Genomic DNA, 13,413 nt, shown 5'->3' on the forward strand with positions numbered 1-13,413 from the left:
ATGACGACGGTGGTTGCCCCGATACTGGATCAGTTGAAGGCATTGGCGGCACGCCCCCTTGCCGAGGCCACCGCGCCGCCCAAGGATATCTATGTCCTCCCGGAAATCCATGACCTGGAACAAAAGCGTATCTTTGCGCAGAGCTGGCTGTGTGCCGGCAGGGCCGACGAACTGCCATCGACCGGCGACTATATGACGTTTGAACTGGGGCCGCAGCCGGTGATCATCATTCGCGGCGCGGATGGCCAGATCCATGCCCGCGCCAATGTATGTCGGCATCGGATGATGCGTCTTGTCGAGGGGCGTGGCACAACGCGCAAATTCACCTGCCCCTATCATGCCTGGACCTATGACATTACGGGCCGGTTGGTCGCCGCGCCGCACATGGACAGGACCGATTGCTTTGCCCGCGATGATCTGGCTCTTGCGCAGGTGCGGTGCGAGGTGTTTCAGGGCTGGATCTATGTCACGCTGGCCGCAGGGATTCCGTCTGTCGCCGACCAGCTTGCCGCGCTGACCCCGCTGATCGAGCGTTACAATCAGCAGGATTACGTCACCATTTTCAGCGAAGAGCATGTCTGGGATACAAACTGGAAGTGCCTGACCGAAAATTTCATGGAGAGCTATCATCTTCCGGTGGCGCACCGCAGCACTGTCGGGGCGCATTATTCGGTTGAGGAGAACACCTTTGACGAACGTGGTGCCTTTGACGGGTTCACCTGCCAGTTCTTTACAAAGAGTGACGGCGCGCCGGTTGGCCGCGCGCATGATGATAATACAAGCCTTGAAGGCGTGTGGCGCTATACATCGGTCATGCCGACAGTCTTTCCAAGCCACATGTATGTTCTGGCCCCGGACCATCTCTGGTATCTGTCGCTGCAGCCTGACGGGCCGGCCCGGACCCGCATCCGCTACGGTGCCGCCATCGCGCCTGAAAAGCTTGCCGGAGAGCCGGACCGTGAGGCCTATCTTGCCGCGACAAAGGCATTTCTCGACAAAGTCCAGGTCGAGGACCGGCATGTTGTCGAGGGCATATTCAACGGTGCCGGATCACCGCTTGGCGCGCCGGGTCCACTCAGCTGGCTTGAGCGCAGCAACCATGAATTCGCGCAGTATCTGGCGCGCCAGCTCTGTGACTAGTCAGCTGATGCTGGGGGGCAGGCCAGCATGACATTTTCGATTGTCGGCCATTGCGCCCGTACCAATATGGTGGGCATTGCCATTACCACCTCCAGCATCGCCGTTGGCAGTCGCTGCCCGCATGTCCGGGCCGGCGCCGGCGCGGTAACAACACAGAATGTCACCGATCCGTCCATCGGTCCGGAAGTGTTGCACCTGATGGCTGCTGGTATGGGTGCGGCGGAAGCGGTTGCAACGGTCATGGATAACAGGCCGCACGCGCAGTTCCGCCAGGTGGCGGCTGTCGATCTGTCGGGAAATGTGGGTCACTTCACCGGCGGGGAAATCCTTGGCACCAATGCCGTGGCAACCGGGCAGGGCTGCATCGCCGCAGGCAATCTGCTGGCGACGACCACTGTGCCATCAGCGATGATTGCCAGCTTTGAGTCAGGTGAAAGCCTGCATCTTGGTGAACGTCTGCTGGTGGCGCTGGAGGCGGGCATTGCCGCTGGCGGCGAAGAGGGGCCAACCCATTCGGCGGCGCTGCTTGTCGCGCATGAACAGAGCTGGCCGCTTGTCGATCTGCGGGTCGACTGGACCGAGGACTGCCCCGGCAGGGTTCTTCGCGCGCTGTGGCGGGACTATGAGCCGCAGATGGACGCCTACAGCCTGCGGGCACTGGATCCCGGCGCTGCGCCAAGCTATGGCGTGCCAGGGGACGAATAGCGGGTCACAAGATAGACGCCGGCGCTGGTCACGCAGAATCCGATGATCCCCGGCAGGGTCAGCGGTTCGTCAAAACCGATGGCGGCAATGATCGCTGTGACCGGTGGCACCAGAAACATCAGCGACGACACAGCCGCCATGCTGTCGCGCCGGATCATCACCATCAGGATCAGATAGGCCCCCATCGACACCATCAGGACAAGCCAGGCAAGTGCCATCAGGAATGGGGGCTGCCAGTCTATCACCGGTGGTTCGATGGTCGCGCAGATCAGCAGAAAAAACAGCGTGGCGGCAGCTGACTGGATCAGATTGCCTGTCAGCAGATCGATCCTGCCACCGATCTTTTTCTGCAGTAGGGTGCCACCGGTTACCGCGCCAAGACCTATGGTCACGGACACAAGGCCAATCATCGGCATGGCACCGGCCATTTTTGGCAGCAGCACCAGAACAACGCCGACAATGCCGGCCAGCATGCCGATGATCTGGACGGGGCGCAGCTTTTCATCAAACAGAATGATCGCCAGTCCAGAGGCAAGAAGTGGTTGCAGCGACACGATGAGCGCCGCAATGCCGGCCGGCAGCCCGCGGGTCAGGGCAAAAAACACACTGCCAAGATAGATCCCGTGAAGAAGCAGGCCGACAAGGGCGGTCAGCGCGATGACAGGCTTGTCCGGCATGGCTTGCGGCGCTTTGCGCCACAGCTTTGCCAGCAGCATGATCAGCCCGAAAAGACAGCTGACAATGCCAAACCGCAGCATAAGCATGGCAAATGGTGTGGCGTATTGAACACCCACCTTGGCGGTCACGAACGCCGACGACCACAGCCCGACAAACACAAGTGGAAGAATGACCCTGTAGAGCATGGATCAGCTGGCGTTCAGGATGTCGTTGGCAATGCCTGTCCCGAAGGCGATATGGGTGTCGCCGCTCCAGTGGATCGGATCGGTCGATGATGATACCGCATACAGATTGCCGTCGATGAATCCCACCCCGGCAGCCAGGCATGCCTGTTTCAGGGTGTCTGGCAATGTCTGCGAGGTTGCGCGTCCCCCAAGCCACTCGCGATGCCGCAGCCATGCCGGATCATCGACCCGTTCGCCTAGTTCCGGTGGGCAGATAACTGTCACCGGTGACATGGTCTGGCTGTGCCATCCGCCGGGGCCTGACGCGGTTTCACGCGCGATGGCGACAAGCGATATCACCCCATCGGTGATTGCCGCTGCATCGCGGCCAAAGCGGGTTTTCAAGTCATTCGTGCCAAGCATGATCAGGACATGATCAAGCGGTTGCTGCGACAGCAGGATCGCGCGCAGCGGGGTGCGTCCATTGCACCAGGCGCCTTCCTGCGGGTCATCGATATTTGTTGTGCGACCGGGAAGGCATTCCTCGACCAGCTCGACCTCGATGCCGGCCTGGTGAAGGGTTCGCGCCATCACCACCGGCCAGCGGTCCGGATGCCGGTGCCCGGACTCGTCGTCAAGATAACCCCAGCTGTTTGAATCGCCGTAAACAAGAATACGCAAGGTGCGGTCCATTCATCATTCGTCCTGCTGAAGAAGAGTGCGCGCGATGGCCGGTCAATGCAAGCCGCCTGCACGCAGTCCGGCAAAGCGCCCATAGGTCGTTCGATGCAGCGTCTGAAGCATGGCAAAACCCAGTATCGGTATCAGCAGTTGCAGCATTGTGGCGACACCGGCCATGGCCCGGCTGCCACCAGAAGCAAGTGCCACCGCTTCAAGTGTCATTGTGGTGATCCGTCCGGCACCGGCAAACAGGCTTGGCAGATACAGCGCCACCGAAACGCAAATGCCGACAAACAAGGTGGTGATGATGGCAGGTGTCAGCATCGGCAGGGTTACGCGTCTGTAACGCCGCCATGCGCCGGCACCAAGGCTTGCCGCAACATGATCGTGCCGCCTGTCCAGCGTGTCTGCCGCCGGTGCCAGGATCAGCCAGGCATAGGGAAGGATAAACAGCGTGTGCATCCAGATCATGGCCAGCCATGTGCCTTCAAGCCATGCCATTGTCAGTACCGTCTGCAGGCCGGGAACAAATCCAGCCTGTGGCAGCAGGATGGGCGCAAGGATCCAGATCTGCCAGATTCCGATCCGGCCCCGGACACGGGCAAACTCGATCGCCAGCAAGGCCAGAGCCACAGCAAAACATGATGCGGCAGCGGCGATGACGAGGCTGGCTGTCAGCGCCGGCGCGAGGCTGTCGATCCGCATCCAGAACCGGAATGTCAGCATATCGGGCAGTGCTGCCGGAAAGAACCACGGTCCGGCCACCGACCAGAGCGCCGCCGCGATCAGTCCGGCACCACCAATGGCAACCGGCACTGTCGCCATGGCAGCGCAGGCCCTGACCCACCCCTGCAGCCCGGCAAGGCGGTATCCGCGACGCCGCATGCCGGCCATCGCAAGGCGGCACAGAGATTCACCGGCACACCAGATCAGCAGCGATACCGCTGTGACCGCAATCTGGACCAGCGCGCCGAACGAAGCTGGCAGCCGTGCCACAAGCTCGTCATTCTCGAATCCCTGCACAATCAGCACGGCAAGCGGCGGTGGCAGCATCGGGCCAAGCAGGCGCGGCATGTCGACGACGGACAGGCTGAAGACAAGCACGGCAAAGACCGGCAGCCTGATCCGGCGATAGACCAACGGCAGCACAAGATAGATCCAGCTTGCCGATCTTTCATATCCAAGCGACATGCCTGTCGCCAGCAGACGCCGGACCGGCAGGGTGGCCAGCGCGGCAAGGCTGACAAGCACCAGAAACGGCACTTCCTTGACCAGAAGTCCCAGACACAGCACAGCCCCGCTGCCGTCGGGAACAAGCGCCCAGAGTGGTGGCCGTTCAAAGCCGGTCAGTCCGGGCGAGACCAGCCGCATCAGCCAGCCGGACGGTGCCAGCAGGAACAGCACGCCAATGGCGACGGCGCTGTGGGGAACGGCGATCAGGGGGCCGGCAAGACGCCGGAGCCATCTTGTATCGCGGGCCGATTCAAAGGTTATGACAAGCGCAAAGCTGAACAGAAGGGCAAGCAGGGTCGCGCCGAATCCGGTGGCAAGCGAGGTCAGTATTGCCGGCCCAAGCCCCGGTGTGGACAGGAATATGGCGGCAGGTTCCAGCGATGGTGACACGAAGCCAAGCGCCGGAAACAGGCCGATCGCCGGGGCCGCCACCGCGATGATGCCAAGGCTCACCGGCAGTGCGGTTGCCACCGCCAATATGCCGGCCATGATGTGCCGTCCCGCACTCATTGGGGTAAAGCTGTCAGTGCCGCAATGGACCTTGCCATCAGCTGTCAGTCACCACTGGCATAACGGCGGCGCCATTCGGCCTCGATGGCCTTCATCCAGGATGGGTGCGGTTCGGCCAGCGTTCTGGCAAGGTCGGCCTCGGACAATGTGGCCACGCCCTGCGGCAGGGCCATGAAGCCGGCCAGGTCCTTTGCGGACAGGCGGTGCATGGCAAGCACTGTCGGATCGCCCCAGATGGCCGGATCGGCTTTGCGGATCTGCGCTTCCGGCGACAGCAGGAAATCGGCAACGACCTGCGCTGCCTCGGAAGCGGTCGCATTGAACGGTATCGCCAGGAAATGGACGTTCGCGATGGTCCCGGTGTCATGGATGTAGGTGCGCACGCTGTCCGGCAACTCGCCCCGCTCGATGGCCGAGGAGGCGTCTGCCGGGTTGAAGGCGATGGTGATATCGACTTCACCATCGGCCAATAGCTGGCGCTGCAGGGGATAATTCGCAGGATAGGCCCGTCCGCCACGCCACAAATTCGGCGTTACGCTGTCCAGCCAGCGCCACAGCGGCTCGCTCACCTGGTCGAACAACGCGCTGTCGACCGGCTGATAGAAAGGTGTGGTATCTTCCGCCGTTTCGATCAGGATCTGTTTCAGAAAGGACAGGCCGACAAAATCGGGTGGCTGTGGATAGGTGAACCGGCCGGGGGTGCTGTTGATATAGGTTGCCAGCTCGGCGGCATTGCGTGGCGGCGAGGCCAGACGGTTGCTGTCATGGGCAAAGACGAGCTGTGCCCGGCCCCACGGTGATTCCAGACCGTCGGTCGGCACGGCAAAATCAAGCCTGATGGCGGGCAGGGACTCCGCATCGGTATATTGCCAGGACGGCAGCGAGTCCGCCCAGGCTGTGTCCTGCAGCAGATTATTCTGTTTCAGGGCGGCGAAATTCTCGCCATTGACCCATAGCAGGTCGATCGAGCCACCGGCGCTTCGCCCGGCCGCCTGTTCTGCCAGAATGCGGGAAACCGCCGCCGCGGTGTCACTCAGCTTCACATGTTTCAGGGTGATGCCATGTCGCTTCGCCAGTTCCTCGCCAGCCCAGGCAATGTAGTCATTGATCTTGTCGTCGCCGCCCCAGGCGTTGAAATAGACCGTCTGACCGCGTGCCGCCGCCAGTGTCTGTGCAAAATCACGCTCCCCGGCAAGTGCCGGGCCGGACAGCGCCGTGGCCAGTGTCGTGGCCAGTGCCATCAGTACGGCCATCGACAGGGCGATGATGTGGCGGACCGTGCGGAACGGTCTCATGGGCTGTGTCATTGGACGCTCTGGATCAAGGGTTGTGATGATCATCTATCTGTATGATCATCTCTTGCTCCGACCTAGCATAGCTTGGCCATCGCGGGCTATAGTCTCGCGCAATCATGTTCCGGGATCCCCACTATGCTGCAGCTGCGTGACCTGACACTTGCCTATGATGGCCAGCCATCCCTGATCGACGGGCTGGACATTTCCATCGGGGGTGGCGAGTTGCGGCTTGTCCAGGGGCCAAGCGGGTGCGGAAAATCAACGCTTCTTGCGCTGATTGCCGGGGTTGGCAACGCGGCTGTCCACTGGACGGGCGAGATCACGCTGAACGGGGTGGATATATCCCTTCTGCCGGCCGAACAGCGGGGCATCGGTCTGATGTTCCAGGACGCGCTTCTGTTCCCGCATATGTCGGTTGGTGACAATCTGGCTTTTGGCCTTGCGGCGCGTCATCGGCGCGATCGGGCAGCGCAGGTTCGCGCGGCGCTCGAAGTGGCCGAATTGGCGGGATTTGCCGATCGTGATCCAGCCTCACTGTCCGGTGGTCAGGCCGCGCGAGTGGCATTGATGCGAACGCTTCTTGCCGAGCCGCAGGCGCTGCTGATGGACGAGGCCTTTTCGGCTCTTGATCCTGAATTGCGGCACGGCTTTGGCATGTTTGTCCGCGCGCAGATTCATCAACGGCAAATTCCGGCGCTTCTGGTCAGTCATGATGCTGCCGACGCGGTGCTGGCGGACGGTCCGCCAATCAGGTTTGCCAGCTGACGCCGACGGTCATGTCTGTGGCAGGTCGGTTGGCGCGGCACCGCGGAGGTGGCGCAGGCGTGCAAAGACGTCGACACCCATCTGCAGCATGATGTGGATGATGTCGATTGGCACCCAGTTTTCGTGAATGCGGCCATCAACAAGATGGTAGAAATCCATCACCCGCATATCAACCTTGCGGCCTGTCGGCGGCAGGCCAAGCCACTCGCCAAGATGCGTTCCGCGAACCGAAGGCCAGCCCCCCGTCACAACAAAATTGGCATCGGCGATCCGCACATAATGACCTGCCCCCTGACGGTCCGGGTATGCGATCAGAAACGGGATCTGATGGTGCTGCTGGAACCCGGCCATGCCGCGGGTGCTGCCAATGCCGGACGGCCCATACCACAGGAAATCTCTGGTCCAGGCATCACCATGATCCATTGAATGCACCGATTTTCCGTCAAAGGTGCCAAGCGCCTGATGCATCCCAAGAACGATATCAATTGCGTGCTGGCCCGCCAGCTGGTCGTTTTCCGTTACCCGGACGCCCGGTGTCGTCGGCGCAGGCCACATCCCCTCGGCCCCCAGCGAAGGGGCTATCGGCCAGACGTCGGCCTGACGCATCAGATCCAGAAAATCGAACAGCACATAGCTGTGCGCGATTCGCCCGTCACGCAGATGATGCACTTCGCAGACGCGAAGATGGACAACCCCGTTTGTCGCCGGAATGTCGAACAGGTCGCCTGTCATCGTACCCTGGATCACGCCCATGCTGGCAACAAGCTGGCGTCCCGCAACATCCGCCGGCATGCGCGGGTCAGGCTTGCTGATCCCGCCGGTGAAGATGCTGTCGCGCCGTTCAAGATCCGGCATGGCATGTCGCAGTTTTGTCCATACATCCTCGATGGCATCGAGGCCGGCAATTTCATTGATCGGGTGGCTGCCCCAATATTTGGCATCGGCATGATAAACATCCGAAACCGAGCAGCGCCCCGAAGCCAGATTGTGAAGCGTTTCATAGGCCTGGGTCTTGAAAGAGATAATGTCGGCGTCCGGCATCTGAACAGGCATGGTCTGGTCCTTGATAGACATTGTGCGTGCTGATTGAAGGGCCGTGATCGCGGGCCTGTCAACGAAAAGCGGTGCCCTTGTGACACGCCGAATGGACAGCTTGCCAGAAAAGGACTTTACAAATTTGCATACGTATTCAAAGCTTGTCCAGAACAGGAATCCCGCTTCAGGAAAATCCGCTCTGACCGGACGTGCTGGGGCATGATGGGTGCCTGTTGGGCTTGGTGCCCGTTCATGCAGGGGCCCGACACCGTCATAACGACAACGTCACAACATTGAGTTCTAGGAGGAACATGATGAATATGGTTTCCAAACTTGCCGTTTCCGCGGCCTTCGTGCTTGCTGGCGCGTCGACAGCCTATGCCGGTTGCGGCATCGCGTCGGGCTCGGCGAAGCTTCTTGCAAATGACTTTCCGGCGTCACAGGCCATTGCCGCGGCGGCGACTGCCTGTGACGGCGGCGGTGCCAGCGTTACCGTCAACCTGAACAAGGACCACAAGGATCTGATCGTGGCGGCCTTTACCGCCAACCCGCCTGAGTTCACTGCCTCGCATGTCACCAACAGCACCCTTGTGGCGGTAATGAATGACGGTCTGGCACAGCCTCTGGACGGCCTGATCGCCAAACATGGCGGCGGCATTCAGGACATGCAGAAGATCACCATCGACGGCAAGGTAATGGCCGTGGCCTTCATGGCCAACGCCCAGCACCTGTTTTACCGCAAGGACATCCTTGATGCGGCTGGCGTTGATGTGCCCGGCACCTATGAAGGTGTGCTGGCGGCAGCAAAGCGGATCCGTGAAAAGGGCCTGATGGAATATCCGATCGCCGGCACCTACAAGGCGGGCTGGAACCTCGGTGAAGAGTTCGTGAACATGTATCTTGGCCATGGCGGTGAATTCTTCAAGCCTGGCTCGGCACAGCCGGCAATCAACAATGCCAAGGGTGTGGCCACCCTGAACATGATGAAGGCGCTGACCGAATATATGAACCCGGATTACCTGACCCACGACTCGAACGCCGTGCAGGCCGAATGGGAAGCCGGCAATGTCGCAATGACCAACCTGTGGGGTTCACGCGCCGGTGCGGTCACCGATGGTGAGGGATCGACCGCCGAAATCGAGAGCAACACCATGTTTGCCGCTGCGCCAACCGTATCCGGTGGCTCGATTCCGGCTACAACGCTGTGGTGGGACGGCTTTGCCATTGCCAAGAACGCATCTGCGGCCGACGCTGAGGCGTCGTTCCTTGCCGTGATGAACGGCATCTCGCCAGCGATGGCAGCCAGCAATGCTGATGCCGCCAACTGGCTGATCGCTGGCGCAAAGCCACGGCCTGCCGGTAAAGGCGTTGTCGACTCTGCCGTTGGCGGTGCCTCGCCATACCCGATGCTTCCCTATATGGGCGCAATGCATGGTGCCATTGGCGCCGAGCTTGCCGATTTCCTGCAGGGTAAGGAAAGCGCAGAGCAGGCGCTTGCCGATATCGAGGCTGCCTATGTGGCTGCTGCCACCGAAAAAGGCTTCCTCTAGGCCTCATATCCTTGTGACCGGGAGTGCCCTGCGCTCCCGGTCCATTTCCTGATCGAAAGCCTTTTAGTATTCACCCGCATCATTGGCCCGCTTCATTGGACTAGCCGCATGCCGCATCGCACATTCATCAGCTTCATCTGGCCGTCGGCGCTGGCGATGATCCTGTTTATCGCCCTGCCGATCATGTCGGTGGGGATGCAGTCGATGTTCATTTCGCATGAGCAGGTGATCGAGACGGTCGAGAATTGCGGTCCGTTTGGATGCAAGACCGTCGAGGTGGTGAATCCCGAAGCCACGGCACAGCTTCGCGCTGACGAGCCTCTTGGCCGGTTCAATGGCCTTGGTACCTATACAAACCGCAACCATCTTGCGTTCGATGAAATCGGTCTTGCCCTGGCCGAGGCGACAGGTCCGGCGGACTTTCTCGGCCGTGTCCTCAATCTGCCATTCTACAAGGCGCTCGCCTTTACGCTGACCTATACCTTCATTGTCACGCCGCTGGTGATCATCCTCGGCTTTGTCATTGCGCTTGCGGTCAACCGGATCCCCGGAATGTTCAAGGGGCCAACGATCTTTTTCTCGTTGTTGCCGATGATTGTAACACCGCTGATCGGCTCGCTCGTCCTGTTCTGGATGATTGATTCAAAGGGCATCATTGGCGCGACATTGCAGCTTCTTTTCGACAATCCCGATCTGTCACTGAAGGCATCGACAACGCTGACCTGGCTGACCCTGATCGTCTATGGCATCTGGCATTCGGCGCCCTTCGCCTTTGTGGTCTTCTATGCCGGTCTGCAGACGGTGCCGCAGGACACTCTGGAAAGCGCGATGATTGACGGCGCCAGCCGCTGGCAGCGGGTGCGCCATGTCGTGATCCCGCATCTGATGCCGTTGGCGGTGTTTGTAACCCTGATCCAGCTAATGGACAATTTCCGCGTGTTCGAGCCGATTATCGGTTTCAATGCCCAGGCCAACGCAACCTCGCTGTCATGGATCATCTACAATGATCTGCGCGGCAGCGACGGGGCGATGCTGTTCGGATCTGCCGCCGCCACATCGATGCTGACCATCATCGGCGTCTGCATTCTACTGGCCCCCGTCGTGTTGCGTACATGGCGCGCCAACCGGCGGGCGGCATAGGGGGGCGCATGGCACGAAAATCACCCATCTGGCTGAACACACTGAGCCTTGGCTTTCTGGTTTTGTGGCTGGCGCTGGCCTCGGTTCCGTTCCTCTGGACATTGTGGGGAAGCTTCAAGGTAGAGGCGGATTTCTTCTCGCGGCAGGACTGGCGCAATGCTCTGTTCGGCATTCGTACTCTTGCCGAGACGGGCGCCAGCTCAACCGGCCTTGGCTATGAAGGTGCCTGGGTGAAGGAGAAATTCTGGAAAGCGACGATCAACACCGGCATCATGACCTTGTCGGTGGTCGCGATCTCGCTGACACTTGGCACGCTTGGTGGCTATGCGCTGTCACGGTCCGGATTCCGGTATGCGTTCTGGATTCTGATCATCGCGCTGGTGTTCCGCGCGATGCCGCATATCACGCTTGTGTCCGGCTATCTTCTTCCCTTCTTCGAGTTGAATCTGTGGGGGCATCTGACAACCACGATCATCGTGATGGTGGCCATCAACCAGCCTTTCACCCTGTGGATGCTGCATTCCTTTTTCCAGAACATCCCCAAGGATCTGGATGAAAGCGCGATGGTTGACGGCTGCACGCGCTTTCAGGCGTTCCGTTATGTCATCATTCCGGTGATGTGGCCGGGGGTGATTACAACAGGGCTGTTCAGCTTCCTTCTTGCTTACAATGATTTTGCGCTGACAGGTCTGCTGCTGACCGAGGAAAACCGCACAATGGTGCCAAAGATTGCCAGTTTCCTCGGCAACGCTCAGGAACAGGGAAATGTAATGTATGCGGTGGCCGCGGTCGTTTCGGCGACGGCACCGCTTTTCGTGCTGGTGATGTTCTTCCAGCGCCAGATCGTCAGCGGGCTTACCGCCGGCGCGGTCAAGGGATAAAGGGGCTCGATATGGCAGGTATCCGGCTGAAAAATCTGACCAAGAGGTGGGGGGACTTCGTCGCTGTCGATACCTTCAACCTGGATATTGCCGATCAGGAATTTCTCGTCCTTCTGGGCCCTTCGGGCTGTGGCAAGACGACGACGATGCGGATGGTTGCCGGGCTTGAGGAGATCACCGAGGGTGAGGTCGAAATCGACGGGCAGGTGGTCAATGGCCTTGAACCGAAGGATCGCGACATCGCGATGGTGTTCCAGTCCTATGGCCTGTATCCGAATATGGATGTCTACGAGAATATCCGCTTTCCGTTGAAGGTTCGCAAGGTCGATCCGGCAACACATGATGAACGTGTGCGCCGCGCGGCGGCGATGGTCGAGCTGACCGAGTTTCTACACCGCCGCCCGGCCGCGCTGTCCGGAGGCCAGCGGCAGCGGGTGGCGCTGGCACGCGCCATCGTCCGCGAGCCGAATGTCTTTCTGATGGATGAGCCGCTGTCCAACCTCGATGCCAAGCTTCGGGTGTCGACCCGTGCCCAGATCAAGCACCTGCATCACGAACTGAAGGTCACCACGATCTATGTCACGCACGACCAGATTGAAGCGATGACCCTTGCCGACCGCGTCGTGGTCATGAACCGCGGTATCGTCCAGCAGGTTGGCAGCCCGACCGAGATCTATGACAGGCCGGCGAACATATTTGTGGCCGGTTTCATCGGTAACCCGGCGATGAACCTTGTTGCCGGCAGCCTGACGGGAGGGGCCTTCGAGGCAGCCAACATTTCGGTGAAAGGGCTGAAGGGTGCCGAGGGTCCGGTGACGCTTGGTTTCCGTGCCGAGGATGCCGCCATCTCGACCACCGGCAAACCGCGTTTGACGACCTCGACCGGCGTTATATCGGCACCGGTCTATGCGATGGAACTTCTTGGTGATGCAACCATGGTCACGGTGCGGGCCGGTGACTCGATGGTCGCTGTGAAGGCGCACAAGGAATTTCGCACCAGGATCGGCGATGAGGTGCATATCACCTTGCCCGGGGCGGCCTGTCATCTGTTTGATGCGGCCGACGGGCGACGTCTGGAGGGTGTGTGATCATGGTTGGCACCCGTCCCGAACAGGCATCGCTGACGCGCGACACCGACATGACCAAGACCGATGACACAAGGCGCGTCATCGAAGGCATGGTCGACGGGCTGAATGACCACCGGATCGACGATATTGGCGATTTCTTTGCCGAAGGGTTCCGCTGGATGGGCAATACCGGATGCGGCACCAAGACCGGCCTGAAGGAATTTCAGGATAACTGGCAGCGTCCCTTTCAGGCGGCGTTCTCGGACAAGGTCTGTATCGACGAGGCACGCCTCTATATGGGTGAATGGGCGGCCGCTTTTGGGCGACAGGAAGCTGTTCATTCCGGTGTTTTCATGGGTGTTGAGCCAACCGGCAAGACGGTTGAGATCCGCTATATGGATTTCTGGAAGGTTGTCGATGGCAAGATCGCCGACAATTGGGTCATGGTCGATTTTCCCCATGTGATGGCGCAGCTTGGCGTCGATGTTTTCAATGGCGAGGGATGGGAAGCGTTCGATCGTGGCGAGCGGCCGGCACCACGTCCCGAGCGCAGTAGCTAGCGGAGCTGT

The 13,413-nt window shown here is 60.2% G+C and carries 13 protein-coding genes; 8 read left to right on the forward strand and 5 right to left on the reverse strand.

All coding sequences use genetic code 11. From position 1 onward, the window contains the following. Complete coding sequence (locus AB3X55_00460; protein MEX0502048.1) at positions 1–1,140, forward strand: aromatic ring-hydroxylating dioxygenase subunit alpha; 1,140 nt, start codon at positions 1–3, stop codon at positions 1,138–1,140. A 27-nt stretch (positions 1,141–1,167) separates the two neighbouring features. Beyond that, complete coding sequence (locus tag AB3X55_00465; protein ID MEX0502049.1) at positions 1,168–1,845, forward strand: DUF1028 domain-containing protein; 678 nt, start codon at positions 1,168–1,170, stop codon at positions 1,843–1,845. Here the strand turns inward: AB3X55_00465 and AB3X55_00470 are convergent. The 4 genes from AB3X55_00470 to AB3X55_00485 all read right to left on the reverse strand — a co-directional run bounded on the left by AB3X55_00470 (position 1,821) and on the right by AB3X55_00485 (position 6,406). After that, positions 1,821–2,708: a DMT family transporter gene (locus AB3X55_00470; GenBank protein MEX0502050.1), complete on the reverse strand. Its 888-nt coding sequence runs from the start codon at positions 2,706–2,708 to the stop codon at positions 1,821–1,823. The genes AB3X55_00465 and AB3X55_00470 overlap by 25 nt on opposite strands. 3 nt (positions 2,709–2,711) lie before the next feature. Continuing rightward, positions 2,712–3,380, reverse strand: coding sequence for a GDSL-type esterase/lipase family protein (locus tag AB3X55_00475; GenBank protein MEX0502051.1), 669 nt, complete (start codon positions 3,378–3,380; stop codon positions 2,712–2,714). Positions 3,381–3,422: 42 nt separating this feature from the next. Beyond that, a complete protein-coding gene (locus tag AB3X55_00480; protein ID MEX0502052.1) occupies positions 3,423–5,090 on the reverse strand; it encodes an ABC transporter permease in 1,668 nt (555 codons plus the stop codon). Between the two features lie 65 nt (positions 5,091–5,155). Beyond that, entirely contained in the window at positions 5,156–6,406 is a 1,251-nt protein-coding gene (locus tag AB3X55_00485) for an ABC transporter substrate-binding protein (GenBank protein ID MEX0502053.1), read from the reverse strand. A 135-nt stretch (positions 6,407–6,541) separates the two neighbouring features. On the opposite strand from AB3X55_00485, the gene AB3X55_00490 reads away from it, so the two are divergent. Next, positions 6,542–7,171, forward strand: a complete 630-nt coding sequence (locus AB3X55_00490; protein MEX0502054.1) for an ATP-binding cassette domain-containing protein — start codon at positions 6,542–6,544, stop codon at positions 7,169–7,171. Positions 7,172–7,180: 9 nt separating this feature from the next. Here AB3X55_00490 and AB3X55_00495 read toward each other — a convergent pair whose 3' ends face one another. Continuing rightward, the gene (locus AB3X55_00495) at positions 7,181–8,224 is read right to left on the reverse strand and encodes an ester cyclase (GenBank protein ID MEX0502055.1); all 1,044 of its coding nucleotides are present in this window, start codon (positions 8,222–8,224) and stop codon (positions 7,181–7,183) included. Between the two features lie 296 nt (positions 8,225–8,520). Here AB3X55_00495 and AB3X55_00500 point away from each other — a divergent pair, with 296 nt between their 5' ends. The 5 genes from AB3X55_00500 (at position 8,521) to AB3X55_00520 (ending at position 13,404) form a co-directional block, all read left to right on the forward strand. Then, positions 8,521–9,756, forward strand: a complete 1,236-nt coding sequence (locus tag AB3X55_00500; protein ID MEX0502056.1) for an ABC transporter substrate-binding protein — start codon at positions 8,521–8,523, stop codon at positions 9,754–9,756. Between the two features lie 108 nt (positions 9,757–9,864). Beyond that, positions 9,865–10,896, forward strand: a complete 1,032-nt coding sequence (locus tag AB3X55_00505; protein MEX0502057.1) for a carbohydrate ABC transporter permease — start codon at positions 9,865–9,867, stop codon at positions 10,894–10,896. Positions 10,897–10,904: 8 nt separating this feature from the next. Beyond that, the gene (locus AB3X55_00510) at positions 10,905–11,777 is read left to right on the forward strand and encodes a carbohydrate ABC transporter permease (GenBank protein ID MEX0502058.1); all 873 of its coding nucleotides are present in this window, start codon (positions 10,905–10,907) and stop codon (positions 11,775–11,777) included. Positions 11,778–11,788: 11 nt separating this feature from the next. After that, complete coding sequence (locus AB3X55_00515) at positions 11,789–12,865, forward strand: ABC transporter ATP-binding protein (protein ID MEX0502059.1); 1,077 nt, start codon at positions 11,789–11,791, stop codon at positions 12,863–12,865. A gap of 2 nt (positions 12,866–12,867) precedes the next feature. After that, entirely contained in the window at positions 12,868–13,404 is a 537-nt protein-coding gene (locus AB3X55_00520; protein ID MEX0502060.1) for an ester cyclase, read from the forward strand. Positions 13,405–13,413: the final 9 nt, after the last annotated feature.

Source organism: Alphaproteobacteria bacterium LSUCC0719, from assembly GCA_040839025.1.
GTDB lineage: Bacteria > Pseudomonadota > Alphaproteobacteria > Puniceispirillales > Puniceispirillaceae > UBA8309.